General features: G+C 41.8%; 19 protein-coding genes. 5 read left to right on the plus strand and 14 right to left on the minus strand.

Going from position 1 to position 19,854, the window contains the following annotated elements; all coding sequences use genetic code 11:
- Position 1: 1 nt before the first annotated feature.
- The 5 genes from R50345_RS18995 to R50345_RS19015 all read right to left on the minus strand — a co-directional run bounded on the left by R50345_RS18995 (position 2) and on the right by R50345_RS19015 (position 4,665).
- Positions 2-706: a response regulator transcription factor gene (locus tag R50345_RS18995; protein WP_042129157.1), complete on the minus strand. Its 705-nt coding sequence runs from the start codon at positions 704-706 to the stop codon at positions 2-4.
- 137 nt (positions 707-843) lie between these two features.
- Positions 844-1,926, minus strand: a complete 1,083-nt coding sequence (locus R50345_RS19000) for a Gfo/Idh/MocA family protein (RefSeq protein ID WP_042129159.1) — start codon at positions 1,924-1,926, stop codon at positions 844-846.
- 17 nt (positions 1,927-1,943) lie between these two features.
- Entirely contained in the window at positions 1,944-2,861 is a 918-nt protein-coding gene (locus tag R50345_RS19005) for a helix-turn-helix domain-containing protein (RefSeq protein ID WP_231573819.1), read from the minus strand.
- A gap of 30 nt (positions 2,862-2,891) precedes the next feature.
- A complete protein-coding gene (locus R50345_RS19010) occupies positions 2,892-3,896 on the minus strand; it encodes a Gfo/Idh/MocA family protein (RefSeq protein WP_042129161.1) in 1,005 nt (334 codons plus the stop codon).
- Between the two features lie 214 nt (positions 3,897-4,110).
- Positions 4,111-4,665 (minus strand): GNAT family N-acetyltransferase, encoded by a 555-nt coding sequence (locus tag R50345_RS19015; RefSeq protein ID WP_081954130.1) that lies wholly within the window; start codon positions 4,663-4,665, stop codon positions 4,111-4,113.
- An 86-nt stretch (positions 4,666-4,751) separates the two neighbouring features.
- On the opposite strand from R50345_RS19015, the gene R50345_RS19020 reads away from it, so the two are divergent.
- Together R50345_RS19020 and R50345_RS19025 are read left to right on the plus strand one after the other, a co-directional pair.
- Positions 4,752-5,333 carry a LysE family translocator gene (locus R50345_RS19020; RefSeq protein ID WP_042129163.1) on the plus strand — a complete coding sequence of 194 codons (582 nt, stop codon included), beginning with the start codon at positions 4,752-4,754 and terminating at the stop codon, positions 5,331-5,333.
- A 19-nt stretch (positions 5,334-5,352) separates the two neighbouring features.
- Positions 5,353-6,126, plus strand: a complete 774-nt coding sequence (locus R50345_RS19025; protein WP_042129165.1) for an AraC family transcriptional regulator — start codon at positions 5,353-5,355, stop codon at positions 6,124-6,126.
- Between the two features lie 27 nt (positions 6,127-6,153).
- On the opposite strand, the gene nagA is transcribed toward R50345_RS19025, so the two are convergent.
- The 6 genes from nagA to R50345_RS19055 form a co-directional block, all read right to left on the minus strand.
- A complete protein-coding gene (gene nagA, locus R50345_RS19030; RefSeq protein WP_042129167.1) occupies positions 6,154-7,296 on the minus strand; it encodes an N-acetylglucosamine-6-phosphate deacetylase in 1,143 nt (380 codons plus the stop codon).
- 23 nt (positions 7,297-7,319) lie between these two features.
- Positions 7,320-8,105, minus strand: coding sequence for a DeoR/GlpR family DNA-binding transcription regulator (locus R50345_RS19035; protein ID WP_042129169.1), 786 nt, complete (start codon positions 8,103-8,105; stop codon positions 7,320-7,322).
- 166 nt (positions 8,106-8,271) lie between these two features.
- Entirely contained in the window at positions 8,272-8,751 is a 480-nt protein-coding gene (locus R50345_RS19040; protein WP_042129171.1) for a DinB family protein, read from the minus strand.
- 38 nt (positions 8,752-8,789) lie between these two features.
- Complete coding sequence (locus R50345_RS19045; RefSeq protein ID WP_042129172.1) at positions 8,790-10,256, minus strand: protein adenylyltransferase SelO; 1,467 nt, start codon at positions 10,254-10,256, stop codon at positions 8,790-8,792.
- 198 nt (positions 10,257-10,454) lie between these two features.
- A complete protein-coding gene (locus R50345_RS19050; RefSeq protein WP_042129174.1) occupies positions 10,455-11,744 on the minus strand; it encodes an L-cysteine desulfidase family protein in 1,290 nt (429 codons plus the stop codon).
- Between the two features lie 110 nt (positions 11,745-11,854).
- Positions 11,855-12,562, minus strand: a complete 708-nt coding sequence (locus tag R50345_RS19055) for a DNA alkylation repair protein (RefSeq protein WP_042129176.1) — start codon at positions 12,560-12,562, stop codon at positions 11,855-11,857.
- A 403-nt stretch (positions 12,563-12,965) separates the two neighbouring features.
- On the opposite strand from R50345_RS19055, the gene R50345_RS19060 reads away from it, so the two are divergent.
- On the plus strand, positions 12,966-13,811 hold the full coding sequence (locus R50345_RS19060; protein ID WP_042132296.1) for a lipase family protein: 846 nt from the start codon (positions 12,966-12,968) through the stop codon (positions 13,809-13,811).
- A gap of 62 nt (positions 13,812-13,873) precedes the next feature.
- On the opposite strand, the gene R50345_RS19065 is transcribed toward R50345_RS19060, so the two are convergent.
- Positions 13,874-14,215, minus strand: a complete 342-nt coding sequence (locus R50345_RS19065) for a DUF4181 domain-containing protein (protein WP_042129178.1) — start codon at positions 14,213-14,215, stop codon at positions 13,874-13,876.
- A gap of 412 nt (positions 14,216-14,627) precedes the next feature.
- On the opposite strand from R50345_RS19065, the gene R50345_RS19070 reads away from it, so the two are divergent.
- Entirely contained in the window at positions 14,628-15,059 is a 432-nt protein-coding gene (locus R50345_RS19070; RefSeq protein WP_042129180.1) for a flavodoxin domain-containing protein, read from the plus strand.
- Between the two features lie 144 nt (positions 15,060-15,203).
- Here R50345_RS19070 and R50345_RS19075 read toward each other — a convergent pair whose 3' ends face one another.
- Both R50345_RS19075 and R50345_RS19080 read right to left on the minus strand, forming a co-directional pair.
- Entirely contained in the window at positions 15,204-17,273 is a 2,070-nt protein-coding gene (locus tag R50345_RS19075; RefSeq protein WP_042129182.1) for a serine hydrolase domain-containing protein, read from the minus strand.
- An 83-nt stretch (positions 17,274-17,356) separates the two neighbouring features.
- Complete coding sequence (locus R50345_RS19080; protein ID WP_042129184.1) at positions 17,357-18,079, minus strand: MOSC domain-containing protein; 723 nt, start codon at positions 18,077-18,079, stop codon at positions 17,357-17,359.
- 216 nt (positions 18,080-18,295) lie between these two features.
- Here R50345_RS19080 and R50345_RS19085 point away from each other — a divergent pair, with 216 nt between their 5' ends.
- The gene (locus R50345_RS19085; RefSeq protein WP_231573821.1) at positions 18,296-19,750 is read left to right on the plus strand and encodes an ATP-binding protein; all 1,455 of its coding nucleotides are present in this window, start codon (positions 18,296-18,298) and stop codon (positions 19,748-19,750) included.
- Positions 19,751-19,854: the final 104 nt, after the last annotated feature.

Below are 19,854 nucleotides of genomic sequence, written 5' to 3' on the forward strand. Positions count from 1 at the left end.
TTCAACCATCCTTTCTAAAGCGGTATCCGAGCCCCCATACAGTCTCAATCCAATGCGGGTTTGAAGCATCCTCTTCAATCTTCTCTCTTAGCTTACGCACGTGAACATCCACCGTCTTTGGATCGCCAATATAATCCTCACCCCAAACCAAATTCATTAATTCATTCCTAGAGAGTGCTGTATCCGGATGCTCCAGAAAGGTCTTCATCAATAGAAACTCCTTCGGAGTTAATTCAATAATGTCATCCTGCTTAAACATCTTGTTCGAGTTCAGATCCAGGCGAATCGGTCCAGATTGAAGTATAGTTCTTTGCGGTTTTAGAGCTGTTTCTGTACGACGCAATATCGCTTTAATCCGTGCCACCAGTTCTAATGGATTAAAAGGCTTCACAATGTAATCGTCGGCACCAATTTCTAGGCCATTGATTTTATCCAAGTCCTGTCCACGTGCAGTTAAGAAAATGATGATGACCCCGGGGTCCTGCTCTCTGATCTTGCGACAAATCTCAAACCCATTCGAATCCGGCAGCATGATGTCCAGAACAATAACGTCTGGCCGGTTCGCATTAAAGCTCTGCAATGCTTGTTCACCAAAAGCAGCCTCACTAACCACAAACCCATTATTCGTTAGATTGATAGATATAAATCGTCTAATATTATCATCATCTTCCACAATAAGCACATGATTGCGTTCTTCAGTATCCATGATTATCCCCCTATTCCTCCGTACTCAACAAGCAAAAAAAGCAAAAAGACTCTCCCTGTAAAGAGAGAGTCTTGTCTCAAATCCTTATCATTAAATCACAAGTGGATATTACTCTAAATCGTTGTGCTTGTCAAAATCTAATCTAAATACACGGCCTTGCCTGTTTGTGCAGATTCATATATTGCTTCTAATATTTGCGAAACAACATAAGCTTGTTCAGGTGTTACAACCGGGTCTTTATCCTGTTCAATAGCTTCGATCCACTTTCTTAATTCGATGTCAGGCGCACTTTCTGCTTTACCTTCATAGTAGGCTACACCGCCTGCACCAAGCTCGATTTCATTGGTGTACAGCTTACTGAATTTCTCTCCATTAATTCTAAGTCCGTCCTTCATATCGGCGCCAGCTTCCGTCCCGCTTAAGCTGCACTTCGCTTCATGTACGTCCAGTGAATTAAGTGCCCAGCTCGCTTCCAACATAATCGTAGCGCCGTTCTCCATCACGATCATTCCAAAGGCTGAATCTTCTACAGTGAATTTCTTCGGATCCCATGGTCCCCAAGCGTTTGCAGCTTCTTCTTTTTGAGACAGTTCATGATATTTGGTACCCAGCACGACTTTCGGTTTATAGTTATCCATCATCCACAGCGTTAGGTCCAGCGCATGGGTTCCGATATCGATCAGTGGCCCGCCCCCTTGCTTCTCTTCATCGAGGAAAACTCCCCATGTCGGTACGGCTCTCCGTCTGATGGCATGTGCTTTTGCAAAATAAATATGACCAAGCTCCCCGGACTCACATGCTTTTTTCAAATACAGGCTATCTTCTCTGTAGCGGTTGTCATATCCAATGGTTAGCTTTTTACCTGTACGTTTTGCTGCTTCAACCATTCGTTTGGCATCTGCCGCCGTCTTAGCCATTGGCTTTTCACACATGACGTGTTTTCCTGCTTCTAAAGCCGCAATTGAGATCTCTGCATGAGCATCATTCGGCGTAAGTACATGAATAATATCGATAGATTGATCTTTCAACAATTCTGTATAATCCGTATAGACAACAGCTTCAGCACTTCCGTATTTCTCCGCCGCTTCTTCAGCACGTTCTTTTATAATGTCACAGAAGGCAACGATCTCAACCTTACTTTGTCTGCTCAAACTTGGAAGATGCTTGCCATTTGCAATTCCACCACATCCAATAATTCCTACGCGAAACACTTTACTCATATCTTTCACCCTCACTTCTAATTGGTTTGTTTTGCATTTCGATAAGTTGCCGGAGTTATGCCTAAACGCTTGCGGAATACGATATGCAAATACGTTGCATTCGTAAATCCTTCCGACTTAGCAATTTGTTCTATCGGATAATTGCTTTCTTCAAGCTTTCGGCAGACCGCTTGTAATCGAATATCCTCAAGCGATCGACTAAAAGATTTGTCAGCATCCACTTGCTTAAACACTCGTTGCAGCTGCCTAGCGCTAATATTCAATTTTTCTGCAACATTCTCCAAGGTAACGGCTCCTGAATAATTAGCTTCCATATATTGAATGGCATAGTGATACCGATAAGTTAACATATCCCTAACAGGCGCTTCTGTTCGAATTCCACCTGAATCATACGTTCTTACTGCTTTTAATAAAATGCTGATAACAAGATGTTTAATGGAAGTATAATATCCCGTCAGTTTACCTTCACAAGCTTCATAGGCTTCGAGAAAACATTTCATAGCGCCGTGATAATCTTGTGCCGGAACTAGTGGCAGCTCCTTTAGCTTCTGAACACAGGTCTCTGCCTCCGCAACCTCCCAAGGATCTGCATCCTCTCTGAACTTCTCTTTGATGTCCACATGCAGACACAGTTCCTCCATGGATTCTTCTGGGTCCGCCTCTTGGCGATGCATCACACCCGGTCCGGTTAAATAGAGCATTCCCTCAGACAAGGGGTATTTTAGATCGCCTAGAATAACTTCTCCTTTTCCTCGTGGGATAAAATGAAATTCGAATTCAGAATGATTATGGAAATCTATGACTCTTCCCGGCGGAAAAGAGATCAAATGAAATCTAAGCACTGTAATCTCGTAATGTCCCCATTGAATAGAAATATCCAATCTCTCGAGCATATCATGCTTCTCAAACATCATCTCATAGGGAAAGTTACTCAATGTTAAATCCTCCTAACAGGTGGAGAGCAATTAAGCGTCCAAATCTGCTAACCGAATCATACGAGCTTCTTTAGCAGAACGATTCGCCGCTTCCATTAATCTCGTAAGCTCCACAGCGGTTTGAACATTCTGTGTGGCGAAAGTATCCTTTTGGATATGATTAACCCATTGATGGAATGCGCTTTCACGATTAGCGTGCAACGCTACTTCTTTCCATCCTTCCTCTTTGTCAGCAGATTTGTTACTTCTAAGTAGAAGCTTATCCTCTGGTGTTCCGTAAAGAAGCGTACCTTCGGTTCCATGCACCTCGATCGTAAACGGCGAATGACTATTCACAAACCCAGCCTCGACCACACCAATAGCTCCGGAATTCGTATATAACGTCACCACTGCATTATCTTCTACTTCCTTGCCCGTAACATAACCAAAATTAGCACTTACACCGGTCACGTCTTGACCTAAGAAAAGCTTCGTCAAATACATCGGATGACAGCCAAGATCAATTAAAGCACCGCCACCGCATTGTTCCAAACTGAAGAAATGATCAGGAAGCCAGTTTTCTGTAGCTCCATTATGGGATAAACGAACTCTAACGTAAGTGATCTCTCCGAGCAGCTCTTGACTCAGAACCTCTTGGATCGTTAATGTATATCCATCATTTAGACGTGGCAAAGAGACGGTCAACTTCACCTCATTCTCTTCAACTGCGCTAATGATTTCTTCGACTTCTTTATGAGTTGGGGCAATTACTTTTTCCGTAAATATATGTTTACCCGCTTTAGCCGCAGCAATGATTACATCTCTATGCACATTGGTAGGTGCATCCACAATGACGGCATCTATATCCTCCTGCGCAAGCAGGTCATCCAGTGATTCGAAAAAAGGAACATTCAAGCTTTCGGCAGCTTTTTTCCCTCGCTCTGCATCTTCATCCCAAACCGCAGCTAATACAGTATCCTCATGCTCTTGAGCTTGCTTCGTATAGTCCCAAGCATGAACATGCCAATAGCTAATCTTACCTATTCTAATCGTCATTTGCTTGTGCCTCCCGTATATATGTTATTCTGACATCTATTAATAAAATAGCATATTATAAAGCGCTTTATTAGTAGGTAAATGCGACATCTAATATATAATATTACGACACGTTCAATCCATATGACATACAATTTCCATTTTATCACTTGAGTGCTCATCCATAAAAAAGAAACCTCTACTATAAAAGCTAAAGGCTTCAATTTTTAAAAGCTTATTTCAAATGATCACTCACATTACACAACCAAACCATATGAGCGGAATCGGGTCCCCAATAGTCTTTTACCACCTTATAAGGCTTCCCAAATTTACGCTGCCACTTGATTTGTGCGCGTTGATATCCACTGTCTAAGCAAAATTGCTCGATTCCTTGTTCGTTTAGAAATGTCATCATTTCCTTAATTAATACTGAGCCAATCCCTTGACCCTGAAAGCGTGGCACCACGTATAAACTACCCAGTTCCCCCAAATGATCCAACTGATGCTCTGCACAGATTTGAATCGCCTCACCGCAGAGACCATAGGAAATCGTACCCACAACCGTCCCATTGATTTTAGCGATAAAGAAACACGTATCCGAGTTTGCCTGATCCAGGGAGGAAAGTGCCTTTTTCTTTTTATCGTCAATTTCACTTTGTATATCCTCTTGTAAGTGACCTATTCCCTCTTTATTAAAAGCATCTGATATCGATTCTTCAAACATCTGGCATGTAGTTTCATAATCAGCCATGGTGAGAACAGCTATGGTACATTGATTTGTCTCGTTCATTCTATTGATCACCTCTGCAATAATATACTATAACCATTCTAGCTGGGAGGTTTATATTCATAAGACTACTTTTACTGGAGGTCATCATGAATATAATTTCCTTTTTAATCTACTGCATCGTCGTTACATTTACGCCTGGCCCAACCAATATTGTTATTCTTTCTTCTGTGCAGCGTTCAGGGGCCAAAAAAACTATGAACTATGTATATGGAGCTACGGTGGCTTTTGGACTACTGCTTATCCTTTCAACCTTGCTTAACCGTGTTCTTGTTGAGGTCATCCCAAATATTCTGATCTTTATGCAAATCATTGGGAGCTTATATATGCTTTATCTTGCTTATAAAATCTTTAAAATGGGTTCAATGGAAGAACAGTCTAACTCAAATGCCGATTTTTGGCCAGGCTTTCTTATGCAGCTAGTGAATCCGAAAGTGCTCTTATTTACACTAACCGTCATTCCCAGCTACGTTATGCCATTCTATACTTCATCCATTACCTTGACCCTATTTGTTATAATTGTAACTGTAATCGGATTTCTTGGCTTCATAACATGGATTATTTTTGGCGCGATCTTCAGAAGCTTTCTGCAACATCATCAAAAAGTTCTAAATACCCTGATGGCACTTTTTTTAGTATACTCGGCCATTTTGATATCGGGAATCCTATAAAGGCATGGAGGATAAGAACGTGGAAACATTCAACTATAAAAAATCGGCAGATATCCTAACCTTGTCAGCTAGCATGACTGATTTCACTTATAAAAAACATTGCCACGAGGAATATGCACTTGGTGTAACGCTTCGCGGCATTCAGCAATATAATCTAGACGGTAGCTTGCAATCCTCCCATAAAAATGGGGTTATGCTGTTCAATCCAGAGCAGACACATGACGGCAGATCGTTTGACAAAGCAGGCATTGATTATGTCATGCTTTATATCAAGCCCACCATTATACAAGATATACTAGGAAAAAAAGAACTGCGGTTCACCTCTCCTATCCTATACGACAACAAATTGGCACAGTGCATATTGGCGCTAAGTCATGCCATACAGCATGGCAAAGAGGAGTCCTTGTGCAGTGAGCTATTGTTAACTCTGCTCGATTTAGTATCCCATACTGAAATAGATACCGACCACAGAACAAATAGTAACCTCGTCAAAAAAGCGAAGGAAATGATGTACTGCAGTTTAGACCACGTGCTGAAGCTAGACGACCTCTGCAAAGAATTTGATCTATCCAAATATCAATTTATCCGAGCGTTTAAAATGCACACAGGAATATCCCCTTATCAATTCTTCTTAAATTGCAAAGTAGAGCATGCCAAACAGTCCATTGAGAAAACCAAGGATATCTATGCAGCTGTGGCAGAGTGCGGATTTGTGGATCTAACTCATTTGAACCGGCATTTTAAAAGCGTGTTTGGCATAACCGCACATGAATACAGGTTACAGCTGCATTGAGCAGAAGTAACCTGTATTCATCGTGATTTATAAAATTTGACCATCCACCATTGTCCAGAGCACTTTAAATTCATCATCCAAGAGGACCAGGTCAGCATCAAAACCAGCTGTTATCGTCCCCTTCTGTTGAAGCTCCAGAATATTGGCTGGCGTAGTTGAAGCCATCTGTACAGCATCGATCAATGGAATTCCAGTTTCAACAGTATAACGTAAGGCTTCATTCATAGTCACGGTGCTTGAAGCTAATGTTCCATCCTTCAGTCTCGCTACCCCCTCGGATACCGTAACATGATGGCCTCCAAACATATAATTCCCATCACCTAATCCCATAGCTTGCAGTGCATCTGTAATCAAGACCATGCCTTCCGGTCCTTTCAAGGTATGCATTAATCGAATAATTGCAGGATGCAGATGGACATTGTCCACAATCGCTTGAAGGCTTACATGCTTCTCTTCAAAAGCAGCCACAATTACCCCTGGATCTCGATGATGGATAGGCCGCATGCCATTAAAACAATGCGTAACATGACTTGCCCCCGACGCAAAGGCTTGTTTAGCTTCTTCATAAGTGGCATCCGAATGAGCGATGGCTATTACTACGCCCTTTTCTTTCAAAAAGGAAATAAGCTCCATCCCGCCCGGCAACTCCGGAGCAATTGTAACCATCTTAATGAGTGAACCCGCTTCTTCAAAAATTAGGTTCATTTCCTCTAAGTTGGGATGACGCAGAAACTTTTCGTTCTGCATACCTTTTCGCTTCGGGTTCAGGTAAGGTCCCTCTAAATGAATGCCTGCGATCTTTGCACCCACTTCATGTCCTATCACACGCTTGACACTACGAATCATTTCTAAAAGATCTTCTAGCGTAGAACTGACAGATGTAGCCAGAAATGAGGTGCAACCAGACGCAGCACAAGCCTTTGATACTTCTTGAATGCTCTCTTCCGTACCATCCATCATATCAAAACCATTAGCGCCATGAATATGAACATCTATCATTCCGGGTACTAACAAATGACCACCGCCATCTATCCGTTCATAATCTCCCTCTGGAATCGAAAGGGCCTCTGCATCTATCTTTATGATTTCCCCTTCAAAAATCCACACATTAGCTGCTGGAACAATACGATCCTGAAGCACCAATTGCACATTTTGTAAAATACAATTCATAAATATCCTTCTCCTTTATGTCATCAGTCTTGTGATTGAACCTCTTCCGTCTCTTCTGAACACTCAATAACTGTGATGTTCTTCTGATCTAGAACTTCTCTAATCTGACTTGGGAGTTCTCGATTGGTAATTAAAATATCAACGAAATCAAAGTCTAGCCGATAAAAGGATTTGGCATTAAATTTACTGTGATCCGCCACTAAAATCACTTGATCCGATCTTCGCGCCATTTCTCTTTTTACCCTCGCATCTTCTTCATAAGGATAGTAGAGTCCATCAGCACCGATCGCGGATGCTCCAATAAAGGCTTTATCTGCACGGATTTCACTAAGTTTATCGATAATGGAAGGACCATATAACAAGCGGTTTTTCACATTCAAGTAACCGCCAAGAACATAAATTTGCAGATCTTCCCGTTTGGACAAGATCCCTACGTTATCAATCGAGTGTGTAACAACCGTAATATCCTTCGCGGTGATTTGTTCTGCAACAAACTGTACAGTGGTGGATACATCTAAAATCACAGTCTCATGATCTTGAATAAGCTGAGCTGCAGTCTTCCCTATTCTCTGCTTACTCTCAGATTTATCGATCAATCGATCCTGATAAGATAACAATTCTTTTTGTAACTCAGGTAACGATACCCCTCCATGCGTTCGGATCACAACACCTTCTTGTACTAATCTAACAATATCCCTACGTGCGGTATCTCTGGATACATCAAATTGAGTACAGATCTCTTGAACACTCATCGATTGGTGTTGTTTCAAATATTCGAGTATCTTCAACAATCTCTCCTCTTGAAACATCTTGTATGCACCTCCTAAAGTCATCATAAGTCATTTAATAAGTATTTACAAGCATTAAATGTAATTACTTAAGTATTTATAAGTAATATTCTATATCTTATCCTCATTGATATTCACAAAAAAAGACGTTATCCAGATGGCTATACATCCGTTAACGTCCTTCAATTCACTTCACATTGCGATTCCAACTCTTTTGGATCTTCCGAATAAAAACAATCTGCCCCACGTGATAAGCATTATGTGTCGTCACATTACCTAATACTTCCCACCATTGACTGTCTGGGAACCCTTGAACATCAGCTTCCAATTCGTCCTTCGTAATCAGTTCCTGCCAACGTAGAAGAACTTCTAAAAGTTGTTGTTGAAGCTCTTGGAACGTTACTCCTTCTGCAACAACAAAGGTATCATTGTTATCTACAGAAGGAACCGCATGGACGCTCTTTTCTTTATACCTTGTTTGCCAAGCCTCATTCCAGTAGAGCAGATGCTGCACAATCTCAACAATACTATTGCTTTCTTCTGTTACTTTCCAAGATGCTTCCTCTTCGCTTAAGTCTTTTACGGCTACCTCAAAGGGCACATACCAACTTGGATCATTCGCATTCGCTAGCAACTGGTTAGCCAGAACATCATATGCATGAAGCATTCTTACTTCACCTCATTATTTAGATCATTATTTGCAAATCAAGTGCCGCAGAAGGTTCGATAGGGTCTTGCTGATTCCTCAGGAAGTGCCGAGTATTCATCTTGTTCAGGGGTATAGGCGTAAGGATTGGAAAGAGCTTCAAGCAACCGCTCCATCACACTGTAATCTCCCTGTTGCACTGCCGCTTGGAGCGCTTCCTCTACCCTGTGGTTTCGCGGAATGATCGCAGGATTACTATTGCGCATTAGCTGCTGTGAAACCTCTTTCGATTGCTGCTGTCTGCTAAGTCTAGCCTGCCATAACTCATGCCACTTGGTAAATTCCGCTGCACTAAACAGAGCGGTTTCTTCCAGCTTCTCCAAAGTTAGGGCACGGAAGGTATTGGTATAGTCCGCCCGGTATTTCTGCATCAAATCTAGCAGGTCTTCAATTAGCGCAACATCCTCTACCTCTTCGTTGAAGATTCCGAGCTTCGCTCTCATTCCTGAGAGCCAATGATGATAAGACCGCTCTTTAAAATCTGCAATCTCCTCTTCAGCGAGCTGAATCGCCTGTTCTTGATCATCAGCCAGCAATGGCAGGAGAGTCTCCGCGAATCTTGCGAGGTTCCAAGAGGCAATCCCCGGCTGATTGCCATAGGCATAGCGACCCTGCTGGTCTATGGAACTGAATACGGTCTCCGGATTATACATATCCATGAATGCGCATGGACCATAATCAATCGTTTCTCCGCTAAGCGCCATGTTGTCCGTATTCATCACTCCATGAATAAATCCTACAAGCTGCCATTTGGCAATCAGTTCAGCCTGGCGTCCAATCACTTCCCGAAGCAGGAAAAGATATCGGTTCTCTTCCATAGGTACTTCGGGATAGTGTCTTTGCAGCGTGTAATCAGCCAGAATACGGAGATCATCTGCATTCCCCCATGCTGCAACATATTGAAAAGTACCCACCCGTAGATGACTGGCTGCAACTCGGGTAAGAACAGCACCGGGCTGCTCTGTTTCTCGAATGATCATTTCTCCTGTAGTGACCACCGACAAGCTGCGAGTGGTAGGAATACCAAGGCCATGCATGGCTTCGCTGATGATATATTCACGCAGCATCGGGCCAAGTCCGGCTCGGCCATCCCCACCACGAGAATATGGCGTTCTTCCCGCGCCTTTAAGCTGAATGTCTACGCGTTCACCTTGGGGAGTGATCTGTTCACCCAGCAGCACAGCTCGGCCGTCACCTAACATGGTAAAATGTCCGAATTGATGTCCAGCATAGGCTTGAGCAAGCGACTCTGTACCTTTAGGAACTTCATTGCCCGCAAAAATCTGTACACCATCCTTACTATGTAGTGCTGTACTATTCAGCCCTAAAGTAGCAGCCAATGGTTCATTTAAAATAACTAACTCCGGTTTTCGCACAGGAGTAGGTTTGATCCTTGTAAACATGGATTCCGGCAGATGAGCATAACTGTTCTCAAAGTTCCATCCTATATCTATCTTCTCCGTCATAATATCTCCTTTTTATACCATCATTCTATGCCTTTATGATCTCAGAATAAGTTATGTTAAAATTTAATGCAAATCTTCTTATAAACCTATGACCTTGCCGCAGAATTACAAAGACCGCCCGGCCTCCTGCCATTTTAAGCAGGGAACCGGGCGGTCATAATTCATGATCTCTTATTTTGTATCTAAGTTACTATAAGGTTACTTCGCTCCACCTTTGGAGAGCATGATATTTAGAATGGTCTTGTCAGTATCCGCCAGACCTTCTTGAACCAGTCGCTCCATGTTGCGAATAGTGTCTTCCACCTCTTCGAAAATAACTCCATCCTTGGTCGTAGGGGCAATATTATTCATCGCCAATGTGGCTGCCTGAATCGCTGTATTGGTGGAGGTGGAAATCTTCAGTGCACAGGTTGAATTCGCACCGTCGCAGATCATGCCTGACAAAGAAGCTATTGTATTCTGTATCCCATGCTTAATTTGCTCAAGACTACCGCCCATGAGATAAATGATCCCGCTATTCGCTCCTACCCCGCCAGCAATCCCTGAACCGCATAAAGGCGACAACCGCCCGATATAATGCTTGATATGCACAGTGACCAGATTGCTCAGTGCAAGCGCCCGAGCCAGCGTCTCTTCATCCTTGCCGAGCAATTCCGCCAATGATATAACGGGAAGCGTACAGGCGATGCCTTGATTACCGCTGCCCGCTGTTGTCATCACAGGCATTGCACTGCCATCCATGCGAGCATCTGAAGCCGCGGCAGTGGCCGCTATAATTTTGTTCGCCACATCATTGCCGAATAAATTCATCGCAGATTGCTGGTTCATCTTCTTTCCTACTTGCAAGCCATAATCGCCTCGGAGTCCCTCATCGGAGATCGCTTTGTTCATCCGAGCACCTTCCAAGAGGAAGCTAAGGTCTGAAAATGGAGCCGTACTTATAAACTCGAAAATCCGATCTACAGAGCCTTCATAAGCTTCAGTATCGGACAGACCGGGCTTTCCACAGTCAGCTTTAGACTTCTTAGGTGTCACTTTTTTTCCGTCTAGAGCTAGGTATTCAATATTAGTGTGTTCCTTAGCAAGGATGGCAATCGCCGTATGGTTCTCTGTCTTCACCTGTGCTTCAATATATAACTTCTCAGGAGTGTCCATTATCTCCACTTGCAGCAGCTTTCGCTCAAGCAGATCATTAGCCAGCTTTAGCTCATCCGGAGTCAGACCTGACAGAATTTCCAGCTCCTTGTGCGAACGTCCGACCACCGCTCCAAGGGCTGCTGCGATAGGCAGACCTGTCTGGCCTGTCCCAGGGATGCCCACTCCCATTGCATTTTTGATAATATTACCGCTGAGATGCAGCTGAATCCCCGTTATTTCTCCTTCGAGAAGTTCTGCCGCCAAGGAGACGGCATACGCAACTGCGATCGGCTCTGTACAGCCTTCAGCCGGTACGACTTCCTTGTGTAAAATATCCAAATAGTTGCCCATGTATGCTTTTCCCCCTACTTTCTCCTCTTGGTGTCATTTCTATATAGTAACTCAGAGTGAAGCATCAGGGAATCCTTTTTCCTTTTTCTTCTCTAGAAGCTTCTGCTAGATCAACATCTTACATGCTTGCGTTTAAAACCAAGCTGAGCTTTGTCGACTGCTTTTTGAATATTTGCGTACGCGTGAATCAATTTACTTTTTGCCTTATCCTTGTTGACTTCAACTGGACCTACAGTCCTTGCAGTCTCGCTAGCTTTATCATGCAGTGGCGAATAAGATACGGCTACTGTGTATAAAAAGTTATTCATTGAATATTGGGTACGTTCTGGAGAATCATGAATCGTATTTTCCACCATCTCAAGCATACCAGCAAGCTTGCTTTCGGAAAACTCAACATCCGGCCGACTGCCAAGCAGCCAGCAATAACAGCTCCAGCCCGCTGACATTCTCAGCTCTTCACCGCTCGCGATCCATTTATCGGCCACTTGTTGTGCAATATCCGCTTCTGCCAAGGTTACTGCCACTACAAAGTCGGACAGCATATAAAAATAAGCCGCATCCATCCATCGGTCATAATCCGCTTCCGTCATTGCATTGGGATCAGCAATGATGCCGGCAAAATACATGGCATCGTAGTTCCCTGTCGCATAAAGCTCCTCAGCCAATGGCTGATTTATTTTTGTTTTCTTGAAGATTGGCTTCATTGCTCCGGTAGCCACGCCAAATAGTGGTTCCTTTGCTCCATTGGACATATATATTTTCTTGGTTCGTTCCTTGCCGAGCGCTTCCAGCTCCTGCATGACCATCTCTAAATCCACTATTTAACACTTCCTTTTTCAAAGTTCTTTCCCAAGCTATCTTAGGTTTGTACTAGTTAAAGAAAGTGTACTGTATGGATTTCCTTGTCGCAAGTTAAGTTTCCGAAGGAATCCTTATGGGTGCGCAGAAACACCAGAAGTAATTTAGGGGGCTGTTAGCTTCGATCGCTTCATTTGATATATGGTAAGCTAGAAAACCGAAGGCACAAAGTGGAATCATAGCAAAGAGAAGAAATGAAATCATTAAGCGCCGCTGAACCTTCGACTTTCGAAATAAAATCATTTGAAGTAACAATTTAACTGTGTAAAATTTAGATATTTCTATTTAGTACAAGGCCTCCTATGATATTGGAATCTCTCTCTCGTCCCCCTAATATAGTTTAGGAAGAAGGGCGGGATGCACATGGGTACCAAAAATAATCAAGAGCAAAGGGCTATCTTTCTAGCTGCCATCTGCGGACAGACCTATGCGCAGTTCTCAAATACAGAAGGTTTGTTCGTCGTTCCATTAGATTATCAGATCGTGGATACAATTGAAGCAAGATCCATCAGCGAGGTATGGGAACGCTTCGGATTTATTCTGGAATCTCCACAAGAGATTATTGTGGCCTTCCGGGGAACCAGCTCCACAACCGATTGGATGTCTAACGTTATGGCCTCACAGGAGAGATTCAAATACATTAAAGAAGATACCCTTACCCACCGTGGTTTCACGAATATCTACGCATCAGCTCGCGATGGGATTATCTCTACACTTGATAAGCTATCTCCCGATAAAACCTTATACATTACTGGTCACAGCCTAGGTGGAGCACTCGCCACTTTATGTGCTATAGATATTGCGGCCAACACCTCGCACATCTCACCTAATCTGTTCACCTATGGTTCACCACGTGTAGGCGATCCGAACTTTGTTAATGTTTTTAAACCATATGTCCGGAAGAGTTACCGTTATGCCAATCTTTTTGATATTGTTACGTACGCTCCTCCACATGTATATAAGCTGCCTAAACGGGAAACGAAGTACTATTACAGTCATGTCCATACCTTCGTATCACTTTCTTTCCAGAATGGATCTGCAAGTGGCAATCATATGATCGGCAACTATTTTACTGAACTTTCAAAGCTCCAACCACGGTACTCCGAGCAGATATGTTTAACAAACCCCGGATTCTGTCCAGTTGTAAGTAACCCCGTCATAAGCGCATCCATTCCACCAGCTGAACCTCATGTACCAAAAAGGTCGTGAAATTAAAAAGCCTAATCCCTTATATATGCTGACAGGGGATTAGGCTTTAATCGTTCAACCTATTAGAAAAAGAAATAAACTAACACCACACCTTCGACTAACAAAATCATTGAAACGATATGTTGTTTCGTATGCTTTAAAAATTTCCAATCAATATATGACTGAAATCCTACGGCAATAATTATGAATACAATCCAAAACCACTTCATTCCTATCCCCTGTACGCCATCAGCTATCATTATGACAATTGCCGAAATTAATCCAATAAGTCCGAGTATTAATTTACCTTTTATATTTAGCTCATTACCGTCGTCAGAGATTTTTTCTTTATCCGGACCAACAATCCATACCCTTAGAAAAAAACCAGAAAAAGCAAGAATTAATACTATAAATGGAATGGCCAATCCTGTTGCCCTCCTTCCAAGCAGTTATTCGTATTTATTTCTTATCATTAGTTCTTTGATTTCTCTTAACTCATTTAATATTTCCTTTGATATTTGCGTACTTCTAGAGTTATCGATGCCTAATTTAATCACGGTTACTCCAAGCAAAAAATAGATGACTAGCATTACGATGATACTCAACTTATCTCCACACTCCTTTTTATTGTAATTTCTTTAAAGATATAGCTAACGATAGATCAATTATTCCTATGATACCATAATAAGGATGTATAATTAGTACATAAGAACTTGCTGTTAACTTGACAAAAGATCGCTATTTTCGATAATATATATATTATCTCGATAATCAAGATAATTGAATTACAAGAGTCTTTTGGAACCTGAATAATTTAAGTTGAAAAGAGGAACCACAATGGCAGTACTTATTCTATATGCAACAAAATCAGGAGCAACAGAGCAATGCGCAAAGGTATTATCAGAAGAGATTCCTCAGAGTAAGATCTGTAATATTGAAATAGACAAACCAAATCTTGAGGAATTTGATAGCATTATTTTAGGTGCCGGAGTAAGAGATGAGAAAATATACAAAGCGATTCGTGATTTTATCAAAAAAAATAAAGATGAGTTACTAAATAAGAAGATGGGCTACTATATTTGTAACGAGAAACCGAAAACAACTGAGGAATTAATAGAGAAGAATTTTCCGGATGATCTAAAAAAATCTGCAATATGCATCGAATCCTTTGGTGGTTACAAAGCCTATAAAGCTCCTAAGGAAGGAACGGATCAGCTTAAGGGAATTTTTGTAGATAAAATAAAAGAGTTTTCAAAGAATTTCAAATAGGAAGATAGAATTTCAACTAGCATAATTGCCCTCTGCGTCCCTATAAGGACGGTAAACGTTTATATATAAAAAATCCTGTTACCAAGATAAAATAATCTGGATAACAGGATTCTTTTTTTATAAAAAAAATTAAATTGATTATTACTACTTGATTGTCAATTCAAACTTCGCACCCACATCGCTTACAAATACAATTTTCCCGTTACTCGGAAGTTTAACTTGCGTAAGACCGCTGATTGTAGAGAAATTTACACACATACCATTCTGATCATAAACAGCAAAGGAACCTTTAGCTGGTAGCTCTACTGTCATCAACTTTCCTGATGCTGTCTCAGGTATTTCATACCATCTCGCATATCCATCTGCTTGGATGGTTACCAATGATTGCGGGCCGGCATAGATAGGTTTAATGGCATCCTGTGATATAAAATATTGGCTTCCAACCTTAAGGTACTCCACACCCTCTTTATTTTCAAAAACAAGATCCGCAAGATCGCGCCCACCTAAAGTTGGAATTTGCACAGTCATTTCAGCTTTATTCGGGCCAGTTATTTTATTCGAGCCCATATAGCCCGGTGCATCAGGGAACATAGCAATTCCAGCTACTGGCATACTCATGTAAAATTGTGAGCTATACTTCTCGCTGACATCAAAATACATTTTTCCTTGACGCTGCTGCCATGCTGACAAAACCTCATTGGATAAAGAATTCGCCTCTAGCTTTTCTGCTGCATATTGAGTACTGGCAGTCTCACCAAGCCCTGGAATAACTCCGTACCCTTGACTCCAAAGATAGATACGACCATTGCTCTCCTTCACAAAGCTAACTTTACTCGTACCCACTGCATCTAAGAATTCACCGTTCGTATGATACGAAAATTTCTGAGCTGGCATTGTAGGTGCCATGATCGAAGAGATACTCAATTCCCCAGCTTTACTAATCTCTATCTTCATTAGCTGCGTAGAATCAGCATAAACACCTGCATAACTTAACAAATCCTCTGGCATCTTCTCTTTGTTCGTGGCTTTAAATGTAGGCGTAGCTTTCAGTTCCTTGATAACTCCCTTTTCTTGTAGAGCACTGAGCAAAATTTCGTTAGCAAGCATCTGATCGGTAGTGCTCGATCCTCCAGAAGATACCACAGCTGCTGCCATCCGTTGTTCTGGCAACACGACAAGTGAAGTATGATACAGACTTGTATCCCCGCCCTTAGTCAGAGCTTTGATCTCGTATTGATTGAATGGATATAAATTCACACTGTCCCAGCCCAATCCATATGCGAACGAATTATCGATTCCTTTTGGCCACATTCCACGTTTATATTCCTCTTGCTCCATCGCTTTTACTGATTTCTCTGACAGAATCCCTTTCGATCCTCCAGTGAAAATAGTTGCAAAGCGCACCAAATCTTCAGCCGTGGAATAGATGCCCCCTGTTCCAATTACGTTAATGGTCTCTTTGGGTAAAGCGGCTGGGTAGGTAGCATTGTATACACTTGCCAGCTGGCTGGAATCCACAGAATCTACTGGCGTTTTCGTATGCTGAAGCCCTAAAGGACCTGTAAAATTTTGATGAATGAATGTAGTGAAGTCCATGCCACTGACTTTCTCAACAATCAACTCCGCCAGCGTAAATCCATCATTACAATATACAGAGTACGCTCCTGGATCTGCCTTTAGGCGTTGTGTTGACAAAGTCGCTAGCAAATTATCTTTGGCGATAGAATCAGAATCATTAAATAAGAAAGAATTTGATAAGTTCGAACCCCCAAGACCTGATGAGTGATTCAACAGCATACGTACGGTGATTTGCTTATAACGTGAATCTTCCATCGTAAAATTATTCAAATAAGTTACAATGGGAGCCTCTAAATCAACTTTCCCTTGTTCTACGAGCTTCATAATAGAAGCTGCCGTATACACCTTACTCGTCGAGCCAATTCCATACATCGTTGTAACGCTTGGTACCGTCTTGCTCTCCACATGGCTGTATCCTGCTTGGCCGCTCACAACGATTGTATCCCCATCCATCAGAGCATATTGGAGACTCGTCGTTCCTATCTTTTCCGTTAAGAATGCTGCCTTCTCAGCCGCCACCTTCTGAGTGTTCACGTACGTTTGCGTTTTTCCACTATCCGCTGCAAAAGCATTCGTAGGAATATACACGACTAAAAGCAGAAATACCATCAACAGGGATATTATTTTCTTCTTCATACATTCCCTCCCTCTATGAATTTGTCATTCCTTTTAAGGGTAATTTATCCATATGAGAATGTAAAGTAAGTTTATATCATACGCTAATCCATTAATTCTACTTTGTCTCCGATTCTGATTTCCCCTGTCTTAACTACAGAAGCATACACACCGAAGTGTAGTTCAAACTCTTGGTTCAGTTTTTTCAATAGTTTAGGGTCTCTTTCCAGACTATCCGGGTCCATCGTGATAACCATACATCTCTCACAAAAACTATCTACCTGTAGCTGCACTTCTCCAATGGAGAGCTGCCGACCGATCCAATCCCCTTCAAAAAGCGATTCATCATTTAAAGCGATAACAAAGTTCCCACGAAAACGTCGCTGATCTAAGGAATTTCCCCATGATGCCTCAAGCTTCTTTAAGCTGGCATCCGTAATGAGTAAGATACTAGCGCCATCCACTGATAACAGTTGTGGATGCTCCGGTTGTGGATGCGAAGCTTTTATAGTAGACATGGAGATTTGTGTTTTAGTTTGGCTTTGAATCTCTTCCAACAAACGCTCGTCCCACCCAAAGGTTCGTCCATCCGAAGCTCTTACATGAATATCTCCATTGATAAATTGGGCTTGATAGGTAAGCATTTTAGGATTATTTCTAGCCGTAAAATAACGCCACCATCCCTCTTTTGACTCATCATAAAAGGCACAGAAACGATCCCCAAGCATTCCATATGGTTCTATCATACAGGATTCCAATCGTTCACCTGCAAATGACTTGACTGGATAGCGGTTAATTTCTCGGATTTCACCAACGATTGATTGCACAGTACAACCCCTCCACTTTCTATAAATGCACGTATTCTCTAATATTACCTGAAACCACTTGACTCTTGCACCCTTATTTTCACAACAACACATAGCTTCGAATGGTACTTGTTTACATAAAAATTTATATATTTTAATAGAATATATGTTTTATACTATGACTATTACATATGGTGGAAAGAATATGAGAGGTGAATAGCAGTGCGGCCCTATGAATTGCACAGTTTCGATTTTGCTTTTACACATGCTGTAATTGGAATGGCGCTTGTTTCGTTTGATGGAACGCTCTTGAAATGGAATTCCGCCTTAAGTGCCCTTTTGGGATATGATCATAGCGAGTTACTAACATCCTCTTCATCTGTTCGTACGCTTCTAAGTCAGATCCGTGAAATTGCTGAGCTTGAAGAGTCTTTATCCTCGTTGAACATCCATCCGTATCGATACCAACAGGATTACTTCAAACCAACTGGACAACTATTATCCCTAGAGATCTCCATCTCTATTATTTCGGATACCAATGGTGCCCCCCAATATTATTTCATTCAATTCGAAAATAAGACGATCATCAAGCAGATAGAAACGCAGCTGCAGGAAGCAGAAACTAATCTGTTGGAGAAAGATGATTCTTTCTTACAGCTGCTAGAGGAATTACCTCTGACCGTGGTGATTACAATAAACGGGATTGTTCATTATGCGAATTCAGCGGGTTTGCAATTAATCCATGCGGAAAGCCTTGATCAAGTATTTGGTTCATCTACTACTAGTATTGTAGACCTTTCCAATTATCAAATTCTTCAAGAACGAAGGGAAAGATATCACAGCGGTAATACGTCAGGCTCCGTTTGCTACTTAATTAATTGCTTAAATGGTCAGCAGAAATATGTGGATGGGTTCACGCTACCGATTATCTTCAATGGAAGCAGAGCATTTATTGGGATTTTTAAAGATATCTCACAGCAAATGCTGGAAGAAGAACGGCTAATCCAATCCGAGAAATTATCCACCGCAGGGCAATTAGCAGCTGGAATTGCTCATGAAATCCGGAATCCACTTACAGCCATTAACGGCTTTATGAAGCTGCTTCGCTCTTCCGAGCGCATGAATGATAAATATTTTTTCATTATAGAGTCCGAATTGAAACGCATCGAGTTTATCGTCAACGAACTGCTCGTCTTATCCAAACCACAAACGACGCATATCAGTAAGCCTGTCGATTTATTATCTTTGCTCGAGCAAGTTACTACATTAATGAATGGTCAAGCTGCACTAAGAAACCTTAAGATTCTCCCTGTCTGTGCTGATCAACCCATTTGGATTCATGGAGAGGCTTATCAGCTTAAGCAGGTGTTTATTAATTTACTTAAAAATGCGATGGAAGCAATGAATAATGGAGGAAACATATATATTCATGTGCATACAACTGAAAGTGAATCCCGAATTAGTGTACAGGATGAAGGTTGCGGGATGTCAGAGGAACAGATCAAAGCACTTGGCAAACCATTTTATACGACAAAAGAATCAGGAACTGGCCTTGGGTTTATGATCACACAAAATATTGTACATAATCATGGCGGAGCTATAACAGTAGAAAGTATTCCTGAGCAAGGTACCACTTTTACAGTAACCCTTCCAATGATATTAGAGCCTGAGGAAGCTGCGATTAGCATTTGATGAACCGCAATGAATGATCCTTATTCATACTAGTATCCATACCTTCGTAGTGAGGTTCCGCTTAACGGACCGTATTGCACTTATTCCCTATTAACAAGTCCATT

The organism is Paenibacillus sp. FSL R5-0345 (genome assembly GCF_000758585.1).
In the GTDB taxonomy this organism is placed as follows: domain Bacteria; phylum Bacillota; class Bacilli; order Paenibacillales; family Paenibacillaceae; genus Paenibacillus_AQ.

What these genes read in the sequence shown, in the direction of transcription:
- R50345_RS19045 (WP_042129172.1), bottom strand. Translation starts at nt 10,256, where the DNA reads ATGACGGAGAAGATAGATATAGGATGGAACTTTGAGAACAGTTATGCT.
- R50345_RS19010 (WP_042129161.1), bottom strand. Translation starts at nt 3,896, where the DNA reads ATGACGATTAGAATAGGTAAGATTAGCTATTGGCATGTTCATGCTTGG.
- R50345_RS19040 (WP_042129171.1), bottom strand. Translation starts at nt 8,751, where the DNA reads ATGCTTCATGCATATGATGTTCTGGCTAACCAGTTGCTAGCGAATGCG.
- R50345_RS19050 (WP_042129174.1), bottom strand. Translation starts at nt 11,744, where the DNA reads ATGGGCAACTATTTGGATATTTTACACAAGGAAGTCGTACCGGCTGAA.
- R50345_RS18995 (WP_042129157.1), bottom strand. Translation starts at nt 706, where the DNA reads ATGGATACTGAAGAACGCAATCATGTGCTTATTGTGGAAGATGATGAT.
- R50345_RS19015 (WP_081954130.1), bottom strand. Translation starts at nt 4,665, where the DNA reads ATGAACGAGACAAATCAATGTACCATAGCTGTTCTCACCATGGCTGAT.
- R50345_RS19000 (WP_042129159.1), bottom strand. Translation starts at nt 1,926, where the DNA reads ATGAGTAAAGTGTTTCGCGTAGGAATTATTGGATGTGGTGGAATTGCA.
- R50345_RS19035 (WP_042129169.1), bottom strand. Translation starts at nt 8,105, where the DNA reads ATGTTTCAAGAGGAGAGATTGTTGAAGATACTCGAATATTTGAAACAA.
- R50345_RS19060 (WP_042132296.1), top strand. Translation starts at nt 12,966, where the DNA reads ATGGGTACCAAAAATAATCAAGAGCAAAGGGCTATCTTTCTAGCTGCC.
- nagA (WP_042129167.1), bottom strand. Translation starts at nt 7,296, where the DNA reads ATGAATTGTATTTTACAAAATGTGCAATTGGTGCTTCAGGATCGTATT.
- R50345_RS19075 (WP_042129182.1), bottom strand. Translation starts at nt 17,273, where the DNA reads ATGAAGAAGAAAATAATATCCCTGTTGATGGTATTTCTGCTTTTAGTC.
- R50345_RS19070 (WP_042129180.1), top strand. Translation starts at nt 14,628, where the DNA reads ATGGCAGTACTTATTCTATATGCAACAAAATCAGGAGCAACAGAGCAA.
- R50345_RS19020 (WP_042129163.1), top strand. Translation starts at nt 4,752, where the DNA reads ATGAATATAATTTCCTTTTTAATCTACTGCATCGTCGTTACATTTACG.